This is a genomic window from Methylobacterium sp. SyP6R (assembly GCF_019216885.1).
Taxonomy (GTDB): Bacteria; Pseudomonadota; Alphaproteobacteria; order Rhizobiales; family Beijerinckiaceae; genus Methylobacterium.
Map to the genome: position 1 here is coordinate 4,650,201 of NZ_JAAQRC020000001.1, position 23,485 is coordinate 4,673,685.

General features: G+C 66.1%; 14 protein-coding genes. 9 read left to right on the forward strand and 5 right to left on the reverse strand.

Annotation, left to right across the window (positions count from 1 at the left end):
* The first annotated feature begins 479 nt into the window (after window positions 1-479).
* Genes HBB12_RS21410 through HBB12_RS21425 form a run of 4 tightly spaced genes read left to right on the forward strand, consistent with a single transcriptional unit; the run spans window position 480 to window position 13,122 of the window.
* Entirely contained in the window at window positions 480-5,660 is a 5,181-nt protein-coding gene (locus HBB12_RS21410) for a DEAD/DEAH box helicase (protein WP_236991197.1), read from the forward strand.
* Window positions 5,657-8,413 carry a DEAD/DEAH box helicase gene (locus HBB12_RS21415; protein ID WP_236991198.1) on the forward strand — a complete coding sequence of 919 codons (2,757 nt, stop codon included), beginning with the start codon at window positions 5,657-5,659 and terminating at the stop codon, window positions 8,411-8,413. The genes HBB12_RS21410 and HBB12_RS21415 overlap by 4 nt, the downstream gene beginning before the upstream one ends.
* Window positions 8,414-8,419: 6 nt before the next feature.
* A complete protein-coding gene (locus HBB12_RS21420) occupies window positions 8,420-12,355 on the forward strand; it encodes an Eco57I restriction-modification methylase domain-containing protein (protein ID WP_236991199.1) in 3,936 nt (1,311 codons plus the stop codon).
* Window positions 12,352-13,122 (forward strand): HNH endonuclease, encoded by a 771-nt coding sequence (locus HBB12_RS21425; protein WP_236991200.1) that lies wholly within the window; start codon window positions 12,352-12,354, stop codon window positions 13,120-13,122. The genes HBB12_RS21420 and HBB12_RS21425 overlap by 4 nt, the downstream gene beginning before the upstream one ends.
* Before the next feature lie 189 nt (window positions 13,123-13,311).
* On the opposite strand, the gene HBB12_RS21430 is transcribed toward HBB12_RS21425, so the two are convergent.
* Window positions 13,312-14,841, reverse strand: a complete 1,530-nt coding sequence (locus tag HBB12_RS21430; protein WP_236991201.1) for a hypothetical protein — start codon at window positions 14,839-14,841, stop codon at window positions 13,312-13,314.
* 180 nt (window positions 14,842-15,021) lie between these two features.
* On the opposite strand from HBB12_RS21430, the gene HBB12_RS21435 reads away from it, so the two are divergent.
* The 3 genes from HBB12_RS21435 (at window position 15,022) to HBB12_RS21445 (ending at window position 17,769) form a co-directional block, all read left to right on the forward strand.
* On the forward strand, window positions 15,022-15,555 hold the full coding sequence (locus HBB12_RS21435) for a hypothetical protein (RefSeq protein WP_236991202.1): 534 nt from the start codon (window positions 15,022-15,024) through the stop codon (window positions 15,553-15,555).
* A 556-nt stretch (window positions 15,556-16,111) separates the two neighbouring features.
* Window positions 16,112-17,185 carry a hypothetical protein gene (locus tag HBB12_RS21440; RefSeq protein WP_236991203.1) on the forward strand — a complete coding sequence of 358 codons (1,074 nt, stop codon included), beginning with the start codon at window positions 16,112-16,114 and terminating at the stop codon, window positions 17,183-17,185.
* 29 nt (window positions 17,186-17,214) lie between these two features.
* Window positions 17,215-17,769: a hypothetical protein gene (locus HBB12_RS21445; RefSeq protein WP_236991204.1), complete on the forward strand. Its 555-nt coding sequence runs from the start codon at window positions 17,215-17,217 to the stop codon at window positions 17,767-17,769.
* On the opposite strand, the gene HBB12_RS21450 is transcribed toward HBB12_RS21445, so the two are convergent.
* Together HBB12_RS21450 and HBB12_RS21455 are read right to left on the reverse strand one after the other, a co-directional pair.
* Window positions 17,766-18,188 (reverse strand): hypothetical protein, encoded by a 423-nt coding sequence (locus HBB12_RS21450; protein ID WP_236991205.1) that lies wholly within the window; start codon window positions 18,186-18,188, stop codon window positions 17,766-17,768. The two genes, HBB12_RS21445 and HBB12_RS21450, sit on opposite strands and share 4 nt — an antisense overlap.
* 261 nt (window positions 18,189-18,449) lie before the next feature.
* Window positions 18,450-19,531, reverse strand: a protein-coding gene (locus tag HBB12_RS21455) for an IS630 family transposase (protein ID WP_236991206.1) whose coding sequence is annotated in 2 segments (ribosomal slippage) — window positions 18,450-19,039 and window positions 19,039-19,531 — 1,083 coding nt in all. Because the reading frame shifts where the segments join, the coding sequence is not laid out codon by codon here.
* Between the two features lie 419 nt (window positions 19,532-19,950).
* Between HBB12_RS21455 and HBB12_RS21460 the strand changes: the two genes are divergently transcribed.
* Window positions 19,951-20,154 carry a hypothetical protein gene (locus tag HBB12_RS21460; RefSeq protein ID WP_236991207.1) on the forward strand — a complete coding sequence of 68 codons (204 nt, stop codon included), beginning with the start codon at window positions 19,951-19,953 and terminating at the stop codon, window positions 20,152-20,154.
* 20 nt (window positions 20,155-20,174) lie between these two features.
* Here HBB12_RS21460 and HBB12_RS21465 read toward each other — a convergent pair whose 3' ends face one another.
* Entirely contained in the window at window positions 20,175-20,585 is a 411-nt protein-coding gene (locus HBB12_RS21465; protein WP_236991208.1) for a hypothetical protein, read from the reverse strand.
* 39 nt (window positions 20,586-20,624) lie between these two features.
* Window positions 20,625-20,999: a hypothetical protein gene (locus HBB12_RS21470; protein ID WP_336886945.1), complete on the reverse strand. Its 375-nt coding sequence runs from the start codon at window positions 20,997-20,999 to the stop codon at window positions 20,625-20,627.
* A 427-nt stretch (window positions 21,000-21,426) separates the two neighbouring features.
* Here HBB12_RS21470 and HBB12_RS21475 point away from each other — a divergent pair, with 427 nt between their 5' ends.
* On the forward strand, window positions 21,427-23,457 hold the full coding sequence (locus tag HBB12_RS21475) for a hypothetical protein (RefSeq protein WP_236991209.1): 2,031 nt from the start codon (window positions 21,427-21,429) through the stop codon (window positions 23,455-23,457).
* Window positions 23,458-23,485: the final 28 nt, after the last annotated feature.

Below are 23,485 nucleotides of genomic sequence, written 5' to 3' on the forward strand. Positions count from 1 at the left end.
GAGTGTGGGTTCGCTCGTTACTTCATCCGAGAGGTATCCCCCAACCTGCCCGCCGCCCTTGCGGCTCCGCCGGCCTCGCCCCAGGGCGCCAACGCTCGTTCTGAGGCGACCGCCGTCCTGGTCCCAGCAGGCCTAAGGCCCGGACGGGCTGCACCCTGCTTCGCCTGCTGCAAGAAGGAGAGGGGCTTGGCCGGCCTGTCGCCCGGCGGTGGGCGTGGCTCTGCGGTCTGGTGGCGGACGCGTGCACTGCTCCGCTGGTTGCATTTCGGTGCTAGTCAGCTGCACGCCTTAAGGATAGCTTGTGGCACCAAGTGGGATGCATCGGAGGAGTTGGTTCTCTTGGTCAGATATTCAGCTACTTCGCACAGCGGATATTCGAGATGCTTCGGGAAAAATATAATATAATATTATTCATATTATAATAACAGGATGATCGTTGTAAGTTGCGCACTTAGAAAGCAAGTACGGGCGAGGCACAAATGAACGTCTTTGATCTCGATGCAGCACTCGTCCGTGATTACGAGCAATTTGCCCGCTCGTTCACATCGATCCGAGCGCCCGATATTCGAGCTGCAATAGATGGACTGTACGAGCGTGGAACATTTTGGCCTGAGGCGCTAATCAGCATCAACCCACATTTTGAGCAGGGTGAAACCGTTGAGTCTCTCGCGCATGAGGGATTGATTCATCCGAACACAGCCAACGTCTTCCGCGTCAGTGGCGGCCCAATCAGGCTTCACAGACACCAAACCGAAGCAGTGGCCAAGGCAGCGGCAAAGCGCAGCTTTGTCGTGACGACTGGAACAGGGTCGGGCAAGTCGCTGTGCTTCTTTGTGCCAATCATTGATGCTGCAATACGCGCTCGTGCACAAGGGGAAGCGCCGCGCACTCGAGCGATTATTGTTTATCCAATGAACGCCCTTGCTAATAGTCAGTTGAAGGAACTAGAAAAATTCATCGGACAGTCTGGATTGTCCGACGAAATGCGTCCTACCTTTGCGCGATACACTGGGCAAGAGAACGCAGAAGAGCGTCAACGTATACGCAATGCAAAGCCTGATATTATTCTTACTAATTTTATGATGCTAGAACTGTTGATGACTCGGCAGAATGACCTCGACCGTGCAGTCATCGGGAATGCGCACGGGCTTGAATTTATAGTCCTTGACGAGTTGCATACCTATCGCGGCCGTCAAGGCGCCGACGTTGCGATGTTAGTGCGACGTTTGCGCGACCGGCTCTGCCCCGACCGTGCGCCAATCTGCATCGGCACCTCAGCCACTATGGCTAGCGAAGGTGACGAGACTACGCGCGCCTCTGCCGTCGCGGCCGTCGCCTCCCGCCTTTTCGGGACCCCCATCGCGGCGAGCGCAATTATTGATGAGAGCCTCGCCCGCGCAACTAACCCGGCGCTGAATGCCGCCTCATTCGGAGATGCCCTCGGTTTTGCCGTTGATGCCGAACTACCGCTCGCACTAGACGATGCGGCGCTGGTCACGCATCCGCTCTCTGTTTGGATCGAACTTGAGATCGGCCTCTCCGACGGCCAGACCTTTTCTCGACGCCCACCGACTACATTAAGCGAGGCAGCGGCGCGCCTGGCGGCGAAAACCGGCCGTAGCAAAGAGCGCTGCCGTGAGCAGATCGCCGCCATGCTGACGATGATGAGCCTGCCGGCCGAGACCCGAGGGGGCACCGGCGAGCGAGCCTTCCTGGCATTCAAGCTCCATCGTTTCATCTCAGGCGCAGGGCACGTTCATGCGACGCTCCGCCAGCCTGACCGCCGCATCACCCTTGACGGCCAGCTCTTCGACCCCAAGGACCCGGGCGCGCGCCTCTATGCTACGTATTTTTGCCGCGCCTGCGGCCAAGAATATCATCCAGTCGCCCGTATAGAGGAGGACGACGGCGTACGTTTCATCCCCAGGTCCATCGACGAGCCGATCCTCGCCGAGCCCGACGAAGAGGCACGTGCCGGCTACCTGATGCCGGAGCCGCAGGACGACCCAGACTTCGCCTTCGGCGGAAACGCGGAGGACTATCCGGAAGACTGGACCGAAACGCGTCCGTCCGGCCGCCGTCTCAAACCCGTCCACCGGACCCACGCCCCCCGGCGCGTCTGCGTGAATGCGGACGGTGCGACCGGCGCAGCCGGGCGGCCTGCATGGTTCCTGCCCGGCAAATTTCGGTTCTGCCTCGCCTGCGGGGACCAACCGGCTGCGCAGGCGCGAGAAATAAACAAGCTCGCTGGGCTTTCATCTGAGGGCCGAAGTTCAGCCACGACGCTCCTGGTCTCCAGCATGCTGCGCTGGATGAACCGCGAGAGTTCACCGCCTGCTAAGGAAAAGCGCAAGCTCCTCGGCTTTACCGACAACCGCCAGGATGCGGCGCTACAGGCCGGCCATTTCAACGATTTCCTGTTTGTGACCCTGCTGCGGGGGGCGACGCTCGCGGCGGTGCGAGCCGCAGGGCCCGAGGGTTTGGCCGAGGAAGACTTCGGGCGCAAGGTGCAGCAGGCACTCGGCTTCATCGGTGAGCGCGAGGCGTTGCGCCCGGAATGGATGTTGGACCCTGGGACCAAGGGAGCGGGCCGTCACGAGGCCGAGCGTGCGCTTGGCCGCGTCCTTGCTCACCGGGTCTGGGCCGACCAGCGCCGCGGCTGGCGCTTCACCAACCCCAACTTGGAAGATCTTGGACTCGTTCGGGTGGAGTATGTCGGACTTGACAACCTCATCGCAGATGAGCGGTTCGAGAAAGGCCCTCCTGAATTGCGCGCCGCATCGCCGGAGCAGCGGCGCGAGGCGTTGCACATCCTGCTCGACGCGCTCCGGAAGGGGCTTGCGGTCACGGCCGACGCACTCGAGGGCCAGGTCATTGAGGCGACAGCGAATGCGTCCCGGACCTACCTCCGGGAGCCCTGGGCAATCTCGCTGCAGGAGACACCCCGACACGCGGCAGCGCTGATGCTTGATGCGCCACGCCGGGACGTCGCCGGGCTGCGCGGAGAGCCACTCATCGTGCGTGGCGGGCCACGCAGCAGTCTCGCGCGGCGGCTCGGCCGAGAGGAGATCTGGTCGAAGCGGCTCGATGGGAAAACCTACCTCGCGGTTGTCGAGGCGCTGCTCGCCGCGGCAGACGAATACGGGCTTGTGCGGGCTGTCCCGACGAGCTTCGACGCCGAGGGATGGCGTCTTGTCTCCGGCGCCATCCGCATCGTCGTGGCGAAGGGCCGGCCCGATAGCCGGCGCCCCAACCCCTACTTCGTTGCACTCTACGAGACCCTTGCCGGATCGTTGCTCTCCGGTGAGAGCATGCTGTTCGGCTTCGAGGGCCGTGAGCATACTGCACAGGTTGACCAAACCCGGCGCCAATGGCGCGAGGCGCGCTTCCGCTGGGAGGAAGCGGACCGCGCGTATCTTAGTTCGGAGCTGGGCCGGCTCAAGGACGACGTGCGGGAGCCGGACGTCTTCCTGCCGGTGCTGTTCTGCTCGCCAACGATGGAACTCGGCGTCGATATTTCGGCGCTCAACGCGGTGTATCTGCGCAACGTACCGCCGACCCCGGCGAACTACGCTCAGCGGTCTGGTCGCGCCGGACGCTCGGGACAGGCGGCCCTGGTCGCCACCTACTGCGCGGCCCAGAGCCCGCACGATCAGTATTATTTCGCTAAGCCCGAGCAGATGGTCCGTGGCGTGGTCCGACCTCCGGCCCTCGACCTCGTCAACCGGGATCTCGTCGTGGCCCATCTCCACGCCGTATGGCTGGCTGAAGCCGGCGTGGAACTCGAACCCGACATCCCGCAGGTGCTGGACCTAGCGGACGAGCGGCTGCCGGTGCGGGCGAGCATCACCATTGCCCTATCCGATCCGGCCCTGACAGTCCGCGCCGCAGCAGCAATGCGCCGCGTGCTCGATGCCATTCTGCCGGAACTTCAGGTGGCGCGGCCGGCTTGGGCTGCAGATCTCGAGGGCTTTGCGGCCGAGACCGCGGCGCAGGCCCCGCAGCGGTTTTCCGAGGCGTTCCAGCGCTGGCGCGACCTCTATGACGGCGCTCGCGCCCAGCTCATCGACGCGAACCGCCGCTCAGAGATGCACGGGCTGCGCGCCGAGGAGCGCAAGGAGGCGAAGATCCAACAAGCGCAGGCGAACGAGCAGCTCTCGCTCCTTGAGCGCGGGGCCGCAAGCGGTGGCTCGGACTTCTATACCTACCGCTATCTTGCAACTGAGGGCTTTCTGCCTGGTTACAATTTTCCGCGCCTGCCACTCTACGCCTATATCCCGTCGGTCGGCACTGGCACCAGAGGGGCGTTCCTGCAGCGGGCGCGCTTCCTGGCCATCGCTGAATTCGGCCCGAGGAGCTTGATCTACCACGAGGGCCGCGCATACCGTGTCGCGAAGGCAAAGCTCCCGGCCGGTGTTCGCGAGGAAGGCCGCCTCGCGACCCGCACGCTCTACGTCTGCGATGCCTGCGGCGCCGGGCACGCCGAGCACGAGCAGGAACGCTGCCATGTCTGCGCAGCGCCGATGGCAGGCACCCATCCGGTGCGCAATGTCCTGCGCATTGACAACGTCGAGACCCAGGCCGCCGAGCGTATCACTGCCAACGACGAGGAGCGCCAGCGCCAGGGCTTCGACATCCGCACCATTTTCGCGTGGCCGAAGGCGGGGGAGACGCCGGACGCTATCGAGGCTGTGGCGCAGGCCGACGATGCATCGGTGATGCGGCTTGACTACGCCCCACGCGCCAACATCAGCCGGCTAAACCTGGGGCTGAAGCGGCGCGCGGCGAAGGGCACGTTCGGCTTTGGCATCGATCCGGTCAGCGGCCGCTGGAGCCGCAGCCCGGCCGACGAAGCGGACGCGGACGGGCCGCCCGACGGTCCGTCCCTCCAAAGGGTCGTGCCGATTGTCGAGGACAACAAGAACGCCCTGTTGCTGCGCCTGCCGGAGAGCCGCATCTCCGAGACGGCGATGGCGACGCTCCAGCACGCGCTCGCGCGGGGCCTGAGCCTCGCCTTCCAGCTGGAGGAGGGCGAGGTGCTGAGCGAACCGGTGCCGCGTCGCGATGAACGCCGGGCAATCCTCGCCTTTGAGGCGACAGAGGGAGGAGCGGGCGTGCTCGGGCGCCTCGCCTCCGAGCCCGAGGCCCTCGCCCGTGTTGCTCGTACAGCGCTCACGCTTATGCATTATCCCGACCATGCGGCAGCGGTGGCGGCGCGGGATCCATTGTTGCTCGCTGAGGATGCCGAAGCCGCCTGTGTGAAGGGCTGCTACCGCTGTCTGCTTTCCTACTACAACCAGCCCGACCACGAGCTGATCGACCGCAAGGACCAGGACGTACTGCGTCTGCTGCTGCGTCTCGCGGCAGCCACGACCGTGCCTACGGTGGCTCCTGCTCTGGTCGCTGGCGAGAATGGCGATTGGCGCGCGGCACTCGCGCAATGGAAGTTGCCCGCGCCGGATCCGGCACCCCTGGACGTCGCAGGCGTTCGGCTGCCGCTTGCGTGGCGCGACCACCTCGTCGCCGCGTCGCCCGACCCAGTGCCGGAGGCCGCACGTGCGGCCCTCGAAGCCCAAGGCTATGCCATCGCGGCACTGCCCCCGACGCCAGGGGAGGCGCCGCCCAACGACCTCGCGAGTTTCCTGGGAACTGCAGCATGACCGCCGGATTCGCCCCAGGTGATCTCGTCCACGCTCGTGGGCGGGAATGGGTTGCCTTGCCCTCGCCAGCTCCCGACCTGCTACGGCTGCGGCCTCTCTCCGGCACTGAAGCCGACGCGCAACTCCTTCATCCGGCCCTGGAGCGCGAGCCCGTGCGCCCGGCGCAATTCGCGATGCCGGCGTTGGATCGGCCGGCGACGCAGGACGCGGCGCGCCTCCTCGCCGAAGCATTGCGTCTGTCGCTGAGGCGAGGAGCCGGGCCGTTCCGTTCGGCGGCGCGCGTCGGCGTCGAGCCGCGGGCATACCAGCTCGTGCCGCTGCTGATGGCGCTACGGCTTCCGACCGTGCGGCTGCTCGTGGCCGACGATGTCGGGATCGGCAAAACTATTGAGGCAGGGCTGATCCTACGCGAACTCGTCGACCGCGGCGAGGCCGACCGCTTCGCCGTACTCTGCCCACCCCATCTCGTCGAGCAGTGGACGGGGGAACTCCGCGAGAAGTTCGACCTCGATGCGGTGGCCGTCACGGCGGCCTCAGCGGGGCGATTAGAGCGCGGCCTGCCCGCCTCGCAGACGCTGTTCGACGCCCACCCCTTCACGGTGGTGAGCCTTGACTACATCAAGGCCGACCGGCGCCGCGACCGGTTCGCGCTGGCTTGCCCCGGTTTCGTAGTGGTGGACGAGGCTCATGCTTGCGTGGGCACGCATCAAGGCCGCCAGCAGCGCCACGAGTTGCTGGCGCGCTTGAGCGCTGACACGGCCCGGCACATGATCCTGCTGACCGCGACGCCGCACAGCGGCGACGAGGACGCCTTCGACCGGCTGCTCGGCCTAATCAATCCGCGCTTTGCCGGCGCCTCCTTCGACGATGAGGCCACCCGGATCGCTCTTGCCCGGCACTTCGTGCAGCGGCAGCGCATCGACGTCACCGGCCGTGACTGGGGTGAGACGCGGGTGTTCAAGCCTCACGACACCACCGAGCGCACCTACGACCTCGACGCCGCTCACCGCGCCTTCCATGATGCGGTTCTGGACTGGTGCCTCGGCATGGTCGAGGGCGCAGGGCTGGACGCACGGCGTCGCCGGCTCGCCTTCTGGGGCACGCTCGCGCTGATGCGCTGCGTCGGATCTTCGCCCCAGGCGGCACTCAGCGCCCTGCGCAACCGCCTCGCGGCCGATCCCGACAGACTGGAGGAACAGATCTTCGACGACGACGCAGAGGCCGCGGAGGCCGTCGACGTCGAGCCAAACGCGGGACTGGCCGGGGCCGAGGTCATCGGGCTTGCAGCGCTTGTTGCGCAGGCCGAGCGGCTCGCGGGCGCATCCGACCCGAAGCGCGACGCCACCGTGCGGCTCCTCAAGCCTCTGATCGCCGAGGGCGCCAATCCGGTCGTGTTCTGTCGCTTCATCGCCACAGCGGACCACGTCGCGGCCGGCCTGCAAAAGGCCTTCCCGAAGCTGCGGGTCGAGGCGGTCACCGGGGCGCTGCCGGCGGAGGAGCGGCGTGCGCGCATCGAGGACATGGCGGAGGCCGAGCAGCGTCTGCTCGTTGCCACCGACTGCCTTTCGGAGGGCATCAACCTCCAGGGGCTGTTCGACACGGTGGTGCATTATGACCTGAGCTGGAACCCAACCCGGCACCAGCAGCGTGAGGGCCGGGTCGACCGTTTTGGCCAAACCGCGCCGCGCGTGCGCTCGGTGCTACTCTACTCCCCCGACAGCGCCATAGACGGGGCGGTGCTCGACGTTATCCTGCGGAAGGCGGAGGCGATCCGGAAAGCGACCGGCGTCACCGTACCCCTGCCGGAGGAGCGCGGCGCGGTCACGGGTGCGCTGATGAACGCCGTCATGCTTCGCCAGGGCCGCTCCCGCCAACTCAGCCTCGACTTCGGCTTCGCGGGCGACGCTGCTGCGGTCGAGGCGCGCTGGCGCGACGCGGCGGAGGGCGAGCGCCGCTCCCGCGCGCGCTTTGCCCAAAACGCGATCAAGCCCGAGGAGGTGGCGCCCGAATGGGCGCGCTGGCGCGAACTCCTCGGCGGCCCGGAGCGGGTGCGCCGCTTCGTCGAACGGGCGATGAGCCGGCTCGATGCGCCGCTCGCGCCGGATCACGCCGGCACCCTCGCGGCTCCCCTCGACGCTCTGCCTGCCTCCCTGCGCGAGCGCCTCGCGGCGCGCCGCCTCGCCGGGCGGCTGCGGCTTTCCTTCGACGAGGCCCCTCCGTCTGGCGCTGTTTCGGTCGGGCGGGCACACCCGCTGCCCGCGACCCTGGCCGAGGCGTTGCTCGAAGGCGCGCTCGATGAAAGCAGCGCCGCTGGCCTCGCGCTTGGTCGCGCAGGAGCATGGCGCAGCGGGGCGGTCGCGGCTGTCACGACCCTCGTGCTGCTGCGCCTGCGTCACACGCTCACGATGCATACCCGTGCCGAGCGGCTGCTGCTCGCCGAGGAGGCCAGTCTGCTCGCCCTTGATCCGAACGGCGCGGTGGCGGACCTCGACGCGGCGGCGCTGCTGGAGGAGCCCGCAAGCGGCGATCTACCGCCTCCAACCCGCGAACGCCTCGTCGCGGCGGCGCTCGCCCGCGTCGAGGCCGCTCGCCCGACCATCCTGGCCGACCACGCCCGCGCCCGGGCCGAGGCGCTCGCCGCCGACCACGCCCGCGTGCGCGCCGCCGCCTCGGGCAGTGCGCGCGTGACCGTCGCCCCCGTGCTGCCGGTCGACGTGATCGGCGTCTTCGTCCTAGTCCCTGGTACCCCGTAAGACAGCATGGCGCGCATAACCGCTCCTCTCCGCCGCTCCCGCCGGCCCGCCCCGCTCGCCTTCGATGCGCTCAGCGTCGAGGGTGCGCTGATCGCCCCCGCGCTGCTCGCCCAGGTCGCGCGCTTCGGCGCAGGGAGCCAAACCGAGGCCGATTATGGTGTGCCGAAGGGCCTGACCCTGCGCGATGAGATCGCCCGCTACTTCCGCATCGGACAAGCGCTCTATGCCGAGTTCGCGGCGGCCCGAGCGCCCTCCCAGGCCGCGACGGTCGCCTTCGCGGAGAGCTTGCTGCGGGAGGTGCTCGGCGTGCGTGACCTCGTCCGGGTCGGCAGCCGGGAGCTCGGCGAACGGGTTTATGCTCTGACCATGGAGGGGCTCGGCGGGCGCCTGCCCGTCGTGATTGCGGCACCCGAGGAGGGCGGCCTCGACCGGCCAACCCCGCACCTACCCTCGGACGGCCGGCGCGTCTCGCCGGCTTCGGCCGTGCAGGACTGGCTCAACGCGACCAAGGACGCGCTGTGGGGCTTCGCCTGCAATGGGCACCGCCTTCGGCTGATGCGCGACAACGCCAGTCTGACCCGCCCCGCCTTCATCGAGGCCGACCTCGCCCGCATCTTCGAGAGCGACCTGTTCTCCGACTTCGCGGCTCTCTGGCTCCTCGTACACGCGAGCCGTTTCGGCGCCCCCGGCACGCCGGTGACCGACTGCGCGCTCGAACGCTGGCGAGAGGCAGGCGCCCGCGAGGGCGCCGTTGCGCGGGAGCGCTTGCGCGAGGGCGTCGAGGCCGCCCTGCTTTCGCTCGGGAGCGGTTTCCTGTCCCATCCGGCCAATGCAGCCCTACGTGAACGCCTCACCCGCGGCGACCTCGCGCTGCCGGACTATTTCGGTCAGTGCCTGCGCCTCGTCTACCGGCTGATCTTCCTGTTCGCCGCGGAGGACCGCAGCCTGCTACACCCTGCTGACGCGCCCGCCGCCGCACGGCAGCTCTACGCGGAGGGCTACGCGCTAGGCCTGCTGCGCCAGCGCGCCGTGCGCCGCAGCGCCTTTGACCAGCACCACGATCGCTGGGAGGGCCTGCTCGTCGTTTTCGCCGGGCTCGTGCGCGGCGAGCCTCGCCTGGGCCTGCCGGCCCTCGACGGGCTGTTTGCCTACGGCACCCTGCCGGACCTGGAGGGCGCGCGGCTCGCCAACCGCGACCTAATGCGGGCACTCTACCGCCTCGCCTGGCTCGACGACGAGGGCGCGCTGGTGCCGGTGAACTGGCGCGACATGGAGACGGAGGAACTAGGCTCGGTCTACGAGAGCCTGCTCGAACTTACACCCCGGCTCACCGAGGATGGGCGCGGCCTCGCCTTCGCGGAAGGCGCCGAGACCAAGGGTAATGCCCGCAAGACAACGGGCAGCTACTACACGCCCGACAGCCTGGTGCAGGTACTGCTCGACTCCGCCCTCGACCCCGTCCTCGACCGGGTGACGGCGGAGGCGGAGGACCCGGCCGCGGCGCTCCTCTCTGTGACGGTCATCGATCCCGCCTGCGGCTCTGGCCATTTCCTGCTCGCGGCAGCCCGACGCATCGCAACGCGGCTCGCGCGCCTGCGCACCGGTGGCATCGCCTCAGCAGAGGATTTTCGCCACGCTCTGCGCGATGTTGTGCGCGCCTGCATCCATGGCGTTGACCGTAACCCGATGGCGGTGGAACTGACCAAGGTCGCGCTCTGGATCGAAACCATCGATCCTGGCCTTCCTCTAGGCTTCCTCGATGCCAATATCCGCTGCGGGGATGCGCTGCTTGGCGTATTTGACTTGACGAGCCTTGACCGCGGCATCCCAGATGCCGCCTACAAGCCGCTCAGCGGCGACGACCCGGCGGCCGCCAAGGTCGCCGGCAAGGTCAATCGGTTGCAGCGAGAGCAGGCGGCCCAGGGGGACCTCCTCGGCCACCTCTCGGCGCGAGACCTCGCGCGCGAGGCCGAGGCAGTGCGTGCCATGCCGGAGGACGACGTCGCGGCTCTAGCCGCCAAGGCCGCAGCTTATTCACGCCTGCGCGCCCAGTCCGGCTGGGGCGCCCGTAAGCGCGCCTGCGATCTCTACGTCGTGGCCTTCCTGCGCCGGAAGTCCTTTCGCACTGACGGCCTCGCGCGCGCCCAGACCCCCGACCGCGTGCCAACGAGCCTCGACGTGCGCACGGCGCTCACCGGCGGTACTCCCGAGGCGCGGCTCTGCGCACTTGCAGACACTCTCGCGCAAGAGGCCCGCGCCTTTCACTGGCCCCTGGAATTCCCAGTCGCGATGGCACGAGGTGGGTTCGACGCGGTCCTCGGCAACCCGCCCTGGGAGCGCATCAAGCTCCAGGAGCAGGAGTTCTTCGCGACCCTTGATCCCGAGATCACGGGCGCGCCCAACGCCGCGGCACGTGGGAGGCTCATCGCCGCTCTCAAGAGTGCCGCCCTCGGCACCCGCGAGCGTGCCTTGCACGACGCCTTCGAGGCTGCCAAGCGCACTGCCGAAGCCGCTTCCGTCTTCGCCCGCGTACCGGGCGATGAAGGCGGGCGCTTCGAGCTCACTGGGCGGGGCGACGTGAACACCTACGCGCTCTTCGCTGAGCTCTTTCTACGCCTTGCGTCCCCACGCGGTCGGGCCGGCGTCATCGTGCCGACCGGCATCGCGACAGATTCGACTACTGCGCCGTTCTTTGCGGCGTTGGTTGCCGAGAGTCGGCTTGCGCAGCTGATCGACTTTGAGAACCGAGACGGTATTTTTCCATCTGTTCACCGCAGTTTCAAATTTAGTTTGCTTACGATTGGAAGCAATATTCACGAGGCACATTTCGCATTTTTCCTTAATAAAACCTCACAAATAGCTGATTACGAGCGAAAATTTGCACTAAAATCCTCAGATATTGCAAGAATAAATCCCAACACACAAACAGCGCCTATCTTTCGGTCTCGCATTGACGCCGATCTAACTGCGAAGATATATTCACGATCTTCGGTGTTGCATCTCGACGCTGCGGGGCGATTGTCGAATCACTGGGAATTTGATTATATAACAAAAATGTTTGACATGACTTACGATAGCAAGATATTTTTTACGGAATCTAATTACCGGAGCTTGACCGCCGACGAGATGGCAAATTTTAAACCTTTGTACGAAGCTAAGATGGTCAACATATTTGACCATAGATGGAGCAGCTACGCATCTTCTTCTAATCAGTTTATAGATACGCATATATCTGAAAAATCTTGCGTGGATTTCGATGTCACTCCCCGCTATTATGCCTCAAAGCACGATTTAATATCAAGAATGAAAAATAGAAAATGGAAGCGTGATTGGCTCATTGGTTGGAGAAATATCACTAATTCGACAAATGAGAGGACAATAATTTCTGCTGTTATTCCACATAGTGCAGTAGGAAATACATTTCATATTCTTTTTGTCAAAAATGACCCGCGGCTGTGTTGTTGTTTTGTGGCGAACCTAAATACAATTGTCTTCGATTATGTAGCTAGACAAAAACTAGGCGGAACGCATCTGACTATTGAAATTGCCAAACAACTACCTGTGTTATTGCCAGATTTTTACGGTGCTGTAGATTTAGATTTTATCGTTCCGAGGGTGCTGGAGCTCACATTCACTAGCCACGCGCTGGCCCCGTTCGCGCGCGACCTCGGCTACGATGGCCCTCCCTTCGTCTGGAACGAGGACCGGCGGGCGCAACTACGGGCGGAGCTCGACGCATGGTATGCGCACGCCTACGGGCTCACTCGCGACGAGTTGCGCTACGTTCTCGACCCCGCCGACGTGAAGGGGCCGGAGTATCCCTCTGAGACCTTCCGGGTGCTCAAAAAGAACGAGGAAGCGCGCTTCGACGAGTATCGCACTCGCCGCCTCGTCTTGACGGCCTACGACAGGCTAGCGCAGCAACGGATCGCGGCGGAATGAGCAGCGTGGAGCTTCCGGATGACCCACCGGGCTTCCTTGTGCGCACCGAACTCGACAAGGCCGCGGCCGCCAACGGCTTCCGGCTGCCCGGCCGGCCCGAGGGGTCCTGGCGCGCCTATCGATCCACTACCGCGCGGGGCCGGATCTGGCTCGCAGGGCGAGCGCCGCGCGGGCCGTGGTGGCTTGCCGTCGACCATCCGGGCGTAGCGGGCGACCTCGCCAGCCTACCTCATGCCGAGGTAGGGGCGCCGGCGCGCGCCTTCGTGCTGTTCGACCTCGACGCGCTCTACGCCGCACTTGGCCGCGCCTACCGTCTCGGCGTCAGCCTGCCGGACCTGCCGCTCGACCGCTTCAGGACGGCGACTGTCGGGCTGCCGGCTACGACCGAGGCCGAGCGGCTCGTCATCGCGCGCATCGGCCAAAATATCTTCCGGGACGCGTTGATGGAGTACTGGTGCGGGCGCTGCCCGCTCACCGGCATCAGTGAGCCCGCCCTTTTGCGTGCCTCGCACATTGTGCCCTGGACCGATTGCAGCGACGCGGAGCGTCTTAACGTCCACAACGGCCTTCTGCTCTCAGCTCTATGGGATGCAGCCTTTGATCGCGGCCTCGTCAGCTTCGCTGACGATGGACGACCTCTTGCCGCGCAGTCTCTTGGTGAGGCTGCTCGGCAGGCGTTGGCCTTTGACGCAGTCCCGCCGATTGCCGACCTCCGCGACGCCCACCGTCAACATCTTACGCTGCATCGAATGCGGCACGGTTTTTAATTTTGATCAATTATTATATTTTCGAAAAAATCTTGTAATGTGATAGCAACCGAATTCCGAATTCATATTTTTGAGTAATTCGATATATATGCATTTTTATCAGCGAATTATTTATGTCATGCTTTGACAATGAGTTTTGAAAAATTCTTGTTTGACAATTCATTGTGGCGGAGAAGCGCTGGCTCAGGATCATTCCGGACCAGCCCCTAAAAATTTGAGAACCGTTGCTAGCCGCTTAGCATGGAAGATCGCATCCGCCTGGTGGGTCTCGAAGCCGTACTCGTCCTCGACGGGGGCGCCGAAATGGACGAAGGCGAGTCCGAGTTCCAGTGAGGAGAGATGCAGGAGGACGAGCAATCTGCGCCCGTCGGGCAGGATGGCTTGCTGCCCCCATCGGAGCTGCAGACCAATCCTTGTGCCCATGAACTGGAACCGGACCCCTTCACCTTCCAGACGCGCGAAGATCGGGTCGAGCCCGGCTTCCGTTAACATAGCTGCGAGCCAACGTTTCTCAGTGTGCCGCTTCGCACCCTCAGACAAGTAGGCTCGCTCCCCTGGCGTAAGCTCTTCCAGGCCGAAACGGGTCTCGCAGAGCCCTTCCTCGATCTCGCTTTCCAGAGCCTGTACCACGTGGACCGGTGGCGGCCCGAGCGAGGTCCCTGACCGGGGGCGTCCTAAATAGGACAGGTTGCGGACAGTGAGTTCCATATTGAACGCCCAGGACCGCTCAGGCACGAGCCACACGAAGACATCGCGGTACAGAGGGTCCTTGGGGGTTTTGCTGGACTTGTCGAGCATTCGCGCGATCCGCCCTGTCCACTCGCGCACCTGGCGCAAGCCATTGTCCACGCACTCCGCATCGTCCCCGACCCAGTCGTCCTCATCCTTGTCAAACCAAGCGGCCAGCGGCAGCAAGACCACGCGGGACCGACCTAGCCTACCGGCCACTCCGACGACGTGTCCCCCGATTTTTAGACGCGGACCGCGCGCGAAGCCACGGAGATAAGCTGGGAACCAGACCTCGACCTCTGGGATACCGAGTTCGGCGATGGCGGGGAAATCATCTATGGAGGGCTTAGTCGGCAGCTCGACAACAGCGACCACCCGCATAGCGACCACGGTAAGTTCCGGCGAGAGGTATTCTAGGGCCTCGGGCGCGTCCGGCGGCTCGACCTTTCGGAAGAAGACCGTCTTCGAGGCGCGCCCTTCCCACGCGCCCTCAATCTGGAAAGCCAAAGTGCCCTCGTCAGTCTCGACGACGGCGATTGTCGTCCCGCGACGACGCACGATCCGTGCAGTGCCCCGCATGCAATCTGGGCGTACCGACAGTGCGTCGTCGGGTGCCGAGGGTCCAAGCGCATCGCGTCGCCCTTGGAGCCATCTCGCTATGGAGTCCGCGTCGGCGAAGCCGGGTACGTCCACCGTCGGTGAAATCGTACAGCCATGCTTGGGCCAGGGTGGCCCCAGGTCGTCGAAGAAGACGCGGCCGCCGTTAGCGGCCATGAAGAAGAAGACCGGTTCGTAGCACACCGGACATCGGGCGTTCGGGATGGTCACGTTTCGCGAGGACAAGACGGCATCGTCGCACAGGTAGGCCCGCATAACCGGCCGCGGCAGGCCAGACGGCCAATCGTCCCGGCTCACGGTATGCCCACTGACCCAGAAGGTCGTGCCGTGCTGGTTGGTCCGGTAGTGCCCGGTCCTGTCGAACGTCGTCATGGCGGAGTCGGATGGCGGTAGCGGCGGTTACGACCTTATAAGTCGGATGGTACGCCAAGCTCGGCCGTCTCCACCAGTCAACCTTGACGCCTGACCCGCGCGTTCACCATTCGCTCCAGAGGTATAGCTAATTCTGGCCTACACCTTGCCTTCACAGGGCGGCCCATTCAGGTTGTCAGCATGAGCGAAACAGTCAATCCGTCGCCTGCGTACAGGGTCAGGCTTTGGGCCGTCATCGGCGAGCCGAGATCCGGTAAGTCGTCCACCATCGGGGCGCTGATGTCCCAGGCTGGGCGGGGGCGAGGCGGTAGGCGCGACATCCTGCTGCGCGGCGGCGGCTGGCTCGTTGTCCATTGCTACAGGGGGTCTGTGCAGGAAGCAAATCGGTCGCCGGAGCGCTCCGTCGAGCAAATCCTGAAAGTGGCAAAAACTCTCGCGCGCCACCAGCCCATGGCCTACTTCAACGTGCTGATCGCCCTGCGCTCGGACGTCTGCAACGGCCTACCCAAGGCGGACCACTACCTCGCCCACTACCTGCAGGCGGGCTGGGAACTGCAGTCGCTCATCCTGCTCGACCTCATGAAGGAGTACGACCGATACGCCCGCTTTGGCGCACCGACCGCCGTCATCGACAATTCGGCCGAGGCACTGCTGAAGCAACGGCAGCGGAACTGGGTGTTCGGTGCTGCCCGTAACCACTTCGGTTGGGCCTAGAAGATATTGTCGTTGGGGACGTCGCGGCAGCCGGCGGCCTTCCCGACGTGTAGCCGCCGGCGGCCAGCCGCCGCTGGGATGGCGAAATGGACTAAGGTGAGTGTCGCGAGGCGTATGTCCGGAAATCCGGCGGTCGGTGTATTGTGGCCTTTCTCGGCTGCTACGGAGGCCTTGCGGGGACGAAGCGCAACGTCGGACATGCTCCCGCGGATGGCGGCGCTCCGCCAAGGCGGCATCGGCGTCGTTGAGCTCGCCCTCGACGCCGTAGAGGCCGGCCCGCGCCACAGCCCACGCCGGCACCGTCAGGCACAAGAACGGCGTTCGGTGGGACTGGCGGCGGGCTGGGCGGCATACTTGGTGGCCTGCTCGGCAACCAGCCCAAACCAAGCCCTTGGCAGCTTCCCGCGACCTCGACCTGGGCGACGGGGCCGGCAAGTCGTCGCCTCAGCGCGGTGCCTCACGACCATCGGGCGAAGGATGGCCTTCGTACGGTTGGTCAGAGCCACCCGCTCTTGCGGAAGCGCCAATACAGAATCGCGCCTAAGGACGCTGGGGCATGCATATAGCCGCCGGGGACGGGACAACTAAGGACTCGATTTCCTGGTCCCTGGGTGCAATTGTCAGTTCGGGAGAGACGAGCAGGACAAAGGGCCCGATGCCTCGAAAGACCACCCGGATACACTACAGGCGTCTTCTCAGAGGCTCAGAACCCGCAATCGCCGCCTCCCTGGCCGCGTCGGTCGGCGCCTCGTTTAAGCATCAGATCGAAGGCGTGGCCGTCTCTGACGACGTGCGGCTCCGGACCTATGCGGACCCGGACCACGGGACCATCATCCTGAACGGCAGGCTTCCGACCGCGAGCGGCGACATCTTCGGCGAGCTGGTTCGCTTTGACCCAGCAGCCAACATCTCGCTGCTGTACCAGAACGGTCAAACCGCCGCGGAGCTCGAAGTCCGCGACATGGTGAAGCCGAATGACGCCGAGGTCCTCAAAGGGATGAGCTTCTTTCTCATCCGCGGCGACCACGTCCTCGTCATCGAGCAGGACCTGACCAGCGCGATGCTTGAACGGTACATGCGCTGGCTTCTTTGCGACCAGTGCCCCATCGCTCAGCGCAATGTCCCGATGAAGCTGATCCCGAAGCTCTTCCTCGATGACACGGTAGACAAGCTGAAGGACGTTTCCCTCGTAAGGCTGAAGCCGGCGCCGCTGCAGGCGCCCGGATTGGAGTTCGAGGACCCTGACGAAACCATTCACTCGGAGAAGCGCGTCTCGGTCACGACCAATATCCTGGCCATCCTGAAGGCCGCCAACTTCGACACGTCAATCATCGAGAACCTTATGCGGCGAGACGGTGCGACACTTCAGTTGAACCTCGACATCACTCTCAAGGCTGGGCGCAACCGTTACAAGCTCGAAGGCGAACAGGCCATGTCCATGCTCCGGAACGTGCCGGAGGACGACCTCATCGTGCTGGGTGACGGCGTCCGAAACAACCGCGGCAGGCTTGAACGGCTGGGCGATCAGGTAGATATAGAACGAAAAGGGAACGTTCTTGACAGGAAGGATGCCTGGAGAGCACTGCAAGAGGCGGCGGCCAGATATCGGGACGCCGGGTTGATCGAATGAGATTGCGCTTCGCCGGCTGGGAGTTGAGCGTGGCGGTGCTCTGCGGAGCCGCCGCAGGCTATGCCATGCCCGCTAGCTTCTACGGCGAGGGCGCTGCCGAGATCGTGACCGTCCTGGGGTTCCTGATTGCTGCCTTCGTGCCCGCCATGGCGCTTGGAGCCACCGCCATCCGCGCTGGTGGGTTCTCGGTCATGCGCATTCGGGCGCTCGGAGCCGCGGTTGACCGACAGATCAAAGTCTTCGGAGGCCTGTTCCTCTACGCCTTGATCGCGTGCGCGGTCACGATCCTCGGCAAGCTTCTGAAGTGGGGTCTGCCAACACTGCCCATTGAGGCAGGTACCTATTCCTTGTCGCTTGACCTGTCGCAGGTCTTCCCGGCGGTTCTGACCGCCCTGTTCGTGTTCCTGGGGCTCCGCTCGGTGTCGTTCATCGGAGGTATCCTGAGCATCCTCACTCTGCAGACCAGCATCGCAGAAGACGAAGCGCGGGCACGCGACCGTGAGCGCGACCGGTCGACGGTGGACGAGTTGGCCGCGTACAAGCTGCCGGACAGCTACGGCACCCGGCTCGACGTCACGCACTAGGCCAAGCGCCGGAGGGCGAGCCGCGTCCAGCCGGGCGCCCAGGCCATGATGGCGAGGACCTCGAACTCCGCGCCGTCGTCGTCGGTCTCGAATCGGGCGCCGTCCGAAAATCCGGACAGCGCCGGGTCCCGCGTCAGGCCGGCCGCGGTCGCGCCGACGGCGAGGTCCACGCGCCCGTCCGGACCCGAGCAGCCGGCGAGGTAGACCGTCCCGGCCCGGGCGCGGCCGTCCGCGTCGGTCCACTCGGCGCGCGAGGCCTGCGCGGCTTCCAGGTCGGCCCGGATGCGGGCCTTGCCGTTCGAGAGGGGGGCTCGGACGAAGAAGAGGCTGCCCTCGACGTGGATGGCGTCGCCGCTCGCGAGCCCCAGGGCGGCCGAGCACCGTCGGGCTCGCGTCGAGCATGCCGACCTTGCCGGCACCGCTTCCGGCGCCGCGGTCCTGGTCGAGCTCCTGCCGGCCGAACGACACGGTGAGCCGGAGCGTGCCGTGGGCGGCCGTCTCCAGCACCGCGGGCACGCCGAGCGCCGGGGAGCGCGCCTGCCCCCGGGCGCCGACCAGCAGGTTGACGTCCTGGATGCCGTCCATGCTCAGGACCTCGTCGACATCGACGATGTCCCAGCCGTCGGGGCTGAACCGGTAGGACCGGCAGGGGGTCTCGGACGCGAGTAATACCATTGGCCCTAGAGTTTGACCTGTGCCCAGTCCCGGGCGGTGATGGATGTGACGAGGCCTGGGTTGTCAGCGAAGAAGTTCCAGGCGTCGCAGCAGGCATCGACGATCTGGCGGTAGTCGCGGAACACCCGGTTGGCGAGCTTGTTCTGACGCAAGTACTGCCAGACCACCTCCATCGGGTTCAGTTCCGGCGATGACGCTGGCAGATGCATCAACGTGATGTTGTCCGGCACGACTAGGCCACGCGGGCGGCGCGTCTTGGCCGTGCCGTGGTAGCCAGCCCCGTCCAGAACCAGGATCGCGTGCGAGCCCGGCGCGACCTGCTTGCTGATCTCGGCCAGATGCAGCGACATCATCTGCGTGTTGACCGTCGGCAGCACTAAAGCCGCGCTGGTCCCGCGTGCCGGGCAGGCAGCGCCAAACAGATACGTCCACTTGTAGCGTTGGTCGCGCGGAGCCCGCGGGCGCGTGCCCTTGCGCGCCCAGACCCGCGTCAGCGTGCCCTGCTGGCCGACGCGGGCTTCATCCTGGAACCAGATCTCGAGCGGCTTGGCGCGGGCGGGGTCGGGCAGGATCTCTGCCACGCGCGCGGCGAAGCTTTTTTAAAAGCGTCCTGGGTCTCGTCGCTGGCCTTGGGATGCTGCGGGCGAACCGAGAGCCGCACGAAGCCCAACTCCGCCAGATGCTTGCCGACCGTGCGCTCGTGCATCTCGACCCCAAACGACTCCTTGATCCGTGCCTGCAGGTCGACCCGGCGCCAGCGCACCACGCCGTCCTTGTCAAAGTCCGGTCCCGCTTCGACCAGAGAAGCCAGTTGCTGCTTCTGCTCGGGCGTCAGCTTGGCGGCCCGCCCCGGCGCCTTGCGGTCGTTCAGACCAGCGAGTCCCTCGGCGTTGTAGCGATGGACCCAGTCGCGCAGAGTCTGCCGATCCATGCCGCAGGAGCGGGCGGCGCCGGTGCGGTCGGCCCCATCCATCACCAGGGCGAGCGCCAGCATGCGCCGGGCCGCCAGGATGCTGGGCGCCGTGGCGGAGGCGGACCGCAACTCCTCGGCGGTCAAATCGGTGCGGGTGATGGCGATCCCGGCCATGGCAGACTCTCCTGATCCCGCAATCGAATCAGAAGCTAACCCAAGGCGCAACACGACGAGTCACCCTCTCAGGCCGTTGGTATAAGAACTCGAACGAGTGGTCGTCCTCGTTCCAGGACGCGAGGCTCTGGCCGCCGATGGCTGCCGCCCGGGCGCCGCGCGCAAAGCGCACGTCCGGCGACCCGGCGGGGGCTGGGATACGGCTGTTCGTCGACGTGGTGGCGGCCTGGGGCAAACGTGCCTCTCCGGGTGACGCGGAAAGGCTGCCCCGGGGGGGGCGTGTCCCGATCTAGGCCACGCCCTTCAGGGCGCGGCACTGTGGGGGGAGACAGGGGAGCCGACGTGCTCTAAATCCCGCGCCCTTGCGTCGGGCCAGGGTCCGCCCTGTGCGACCGCGACCGAGGACGGAAGGTGACGACATGAGCGAGCCGGGCGACCAGATGGGGAAGATCCGCGAGGGTTGGCGCAAGCGGATGGAGCGGGCGCGCGACGAGGCGGATGCGGCTCTTCAGGACATGCTCGACAAGGGCATGGACCCGAACCACCCGGGCGTGAAGTACGCCGAGGGCGCGCGTGACCGCGCGGCCGCGGCCGTCGAGGAGCTTACGCCGAAGGCCGGCTAGGCCAACGGCGGAGGCGAGGACTAAGCCTCGACGGCGGGCTCGAACGCGTCGAGGGCGGCGTCGGCGACGAAGGCCTGGTCGACGAGGTCGCGCTCGGCCTGCTCCTCGGCCTCGACCTGGGCGTAGATGCTCTGCGCCACCGTCGTCGCCTCCTTGTCCCACATCGGCGGCTGCGCAGGCGCGCCGGAGCCGCCCGAGGCCGCGCGCGTGCCCCGCGCCCGTCCGGACGCGCCGGGGGCGCTCCCCGCGGGCGCCTGCGGTGGCGCCGCCGAAAATCCGGCGACCTGCGCGCGCGCCGCGGCGGCCGCGTTCCGGCGCACCACCGTCTCGTGCCGCAGCCCGAACAGGTTCTGGGTGGCGTAGGTCTTGTCGACGATGTTGGCGTCGATGCCCGCCACGAAGGCGTTGATGTCGGTCGAGAGGTTATTCAACTGTATGATCGGCCAGTCCCACTCGACGTTGTAGAGCTCTTAGGCCGGCGCCCCCTCCTCCGAGCGGTCGAAGCCGACGCTCATGTTGCGGAGGATGCGCTGCCGGACCCCGTCGACGACGTCGGCGCGGTCGAGGCGCCCCTCGACGGCCACCACGTAGGGCAGCGCCAGCCACAGGTTCGTCCAGTCCTGGCGCTCCTGCGGGTTGGCGCGCTGGGAGATGTACTTGGCGATGATGAGGGCCCAGCGGTGGCTCGGGTCCTTCGAGTGGATCGCCCAGGTGTAGAACCCGACGTTGCCCTTCTCCTTCGCCTGCGTCGTCGCGACGAAGGGGGCGCCCTCCATGGCGCCGTTGCGCTCGTCCTCGCGCATCCACCGGCCGCAGTGGGCGCACTCGTAGCCGATCTCGGCCACCTCGCGAGTGACCGTGCCGTCGTCGTAGGTCAGGTCTCGACGCGGAAGCGGGTGCTCATGCCCGGCACGATGGCGCGCCGAGCGTGTCCCGTTCCAGGCTACGAGGGGCCGGACCGGGCGGCGCGCAGGATTAGATCGCCTCTCCGCCGCCGCCAGTCATTCGAGTTCGCCAAATCGGCCAGCGCCGAGGCGCAGGGAGCGTCACCTGATGCCCGAAAAAAAGTTTTGTGGCTGGCGGCCCACGCGACCCGTCGATCCCGTGTAGCCCTCGTTTCCGTGCCTTCTGCGGGGCATCCCTTCCGGACCCATCCGCAGCGCCGAAACAGCCGGCCTTTTCAAATGCTTGCTACGCACGGAACATGCTGAGGTTCGCGCGTCGGGTGTGGTGCCCCGGCGATCCGCGAGGTTCGGGTCACGGGCTCAGCACATGCGTTTCTCCCAGGGCGACGACGCGCCCTTGTCCTTCGCACATCACGTGCCGGAGGCCGCTCTCGCGCGCCTCGGCATTCCCCTCGGGCGCACGCGCGACGACCGCGCCGTCCAGCGCGCCATCGTTGGCCAGGCTCTCGTCCGGCATGACGGCGGCGGCGGCCGCATCTCCTATTCGCGCAGCGGCGAGTGGTGGCGGCAGGACCGCTACGAGGACACCCCATTCGGACGCACCCGCGTCCTCGGCACGGTCGACGCGCTCACCAAGATGGGGCTGCTCAACGGCTTCCGAGCCAAGCGCGGCGCCCACCTTGCCGAGGAAAAGGCGGACCGGCTGCAGTCGGCCTTCTGGGCCACCGACGCTCTCGTCGCGGCCATGCAGGGCGAGGCCGTCGAGCACCGGCGCCCGCGCGTGCCCGTGTTGCTCCGGGACGAGAACGGTGACCCGGTGGCCCTGCCGAAGACGCAGAAGGTCCAGCGCATCATCCGCACCATGGAGCGCCGCAACGAGGAACGTGCCGGCATCCACCTGTCGGTCGACCCGGCGGCTGTGGCGAAGCGGCTCTGGCGGTTCTCGGACCACCACTGGTGGGCGATGTCAGACAGGGGCAAGTGGGTCTGTGTCCGAGGTCAGGAGCACCCCTACATGGTGCAGATGTTCGCCAGGCGGAGCTTCGACCTGCACGGGCGCATGTATGGCTTTTGGACCGGCCTGCCCGGCGTGCGTCGGTCCGAGCTCCTCCTGAACGGCGAGCGCGTCTGCGAGGAGGAGCCGGATTGGAGCTGCCTCCACCTGGACCTCGCCTACGCTATGTGCGGCCTGCGCCTCGACGGCGACGCCTACGACGTCCCGGGGGCCGATAGCGTCACCCGGGCCCAACTGAAGGGCGCGGTGAACACCGCCATTAACGCGCCGACCGCCACGGCGGCGCTGAGATCCCTGATGCAAAAGAGGTTCGAGCGCGACAAGAAGGGTCGCCGGGTGTGGCCGCTCTCCATGACCTGGGAGACGACGAAGGCTGTCATGGCGCGCATTGAGGAGCGGCACGAGGGCATCCGGCATCTCTTCAACAGCGACGCCGGCGTGCGTCTCATGCGCATCGACTGCGAGATGGCCGGGCAAGTGATGGACGAGTGCACGACGGCGTCGGTCGCGTGCTTGCCGGTGCACGACTCCTTCATCGTCCCGGGGCGGCACCATGGGTTCGTCGAGGGTGTCATGGGCGAGGTCCTCGACCGTACCCGCAACAGACTTTCTGGTTCGGGTACAACGGTTTACCCCGTCGCTCGCCTACACTGTGCGGGGGCGGGGGCGGGCCTCCCGGGGGCGGAGCCCCTGGGGGCTTCGTCCGTGGAACCTGGGACCGCCCCCTTGGTGGAGGTCGCCGCCCTTGCCGGAGATGCCTCGACCGTGCCCCCGGTCTCCCCTCCGGTCGTCGTACCCTCGACGCTTATAGGAGACCCTCCGGCGGTCGTCGCGGTCTCCCCCCGGGAACTCATACCCTCGACGGTTATAGAAGGCCCTGGAGCGGTCCTGCCGGGCTCGTACGCGGGCTCTACCCCCGGCCCTCGTGTCTCTACCCCGTCCCTCGTAGACGCCGCCCCTGACGTCCCCTGGCCCTTACAGGACGTGGCTCCCGAACCTCGTGCCGTAGTCTCCGCACCTGATCCTCGCGCGTCGTCCAGGGAGCCCCGTACAGCGCACTCAACCGTCCCAACCTCTCCACACCCACGCGCCCCTTCTCCTGCCGTCCCTGACCGTCTCTGCCCGACCTTGAGGCTCGACATGACCACCTGCCACCCCGCCGTCGTCGCCATTCCCGACCCGCACCCCCACGTCATCTACGACGTCGACGGCACCCCGATCCGTGGCCTACCGGTCATGCTGCGGCCCATCGCCGAGGACCTCATCTCGCAGGGGCACGACCCGTACACGCCTCCCGCCGCGCCTCCTCTGAAAGTGGCCCCCGGGCTGCCCGGCGGCATTGTCCCTCGCGCCCCGTGGCCCTACACTGCGGGCATCCGGTGACCCGGTAGCTGCACCACAGCTTGAGCCC

Bases quoted from the DNA above. Each gene is read 5' to 3' on its own strand.
- HBB12_RS21410 (WP_236991197.1), top strand. From the start codon at position 480: ATGAACGTCTTTGATCTCGATGCAGCACTCGTCCGTGATTACGAGCAA.
- HBB12_RS21415 (WP_236991198.1), top strand. From the start codon at position 5,657: ATGACCGCCGGATTCGCCCCAGGTGATCTCGTCCACGCTCGTGGGCGG.
- HBB12_RS21420 (WP_236991199.1), top strand. From the start codon at position 8,420: ATGGCGCGCATAACCGCTCCTCTCCGCCGCTCCCGCCGGCCCGCCCCG.
- HBB12_RS21425 (WP_236991200.1), top strand. From the start codon at position 12,352: ATGAGCAGCGTGGAGCTTCCGGATGACCCACCGGGCTTCCTTGTGCGC.
- HBB12_RS21430 (WP_236991201.1), bottom strand. From the start codon at position 14,841: ATGACGACGTTCGACAGGACCGGGCACTACCGGACCAACCAGCACGGC.
- HBB12_RS21435 (WP_236991202.1), top strand. From the start codon at position 15,022: ATGAGCGAAACAGTCAATCCGTCGCCTGCGTACAGGGTCAGGCTTTGG.
- HBB12_RS21440 (WP_236991203.1), top strand. From the start codon at position 16,112: ATGCATATAGCCGCCGGGGACGGGACAACTAAGGACTCGATTTCCTGG.
- HBB12_RS21460 (WP_236991207.1), top strand. From the start codon at position 19,951: ATGAGCGAGCCGGGCGACCAGATGGGGAAGATCCGCGAGGGTTGGCGC.
- HBB12_RS21475 (WP_236991209.1), top strand. From the start codon at position 21,427: ATGCGTTTCTCCCAGGGCGACGACGCGCCCTTGTCCTTCGCACATCAC.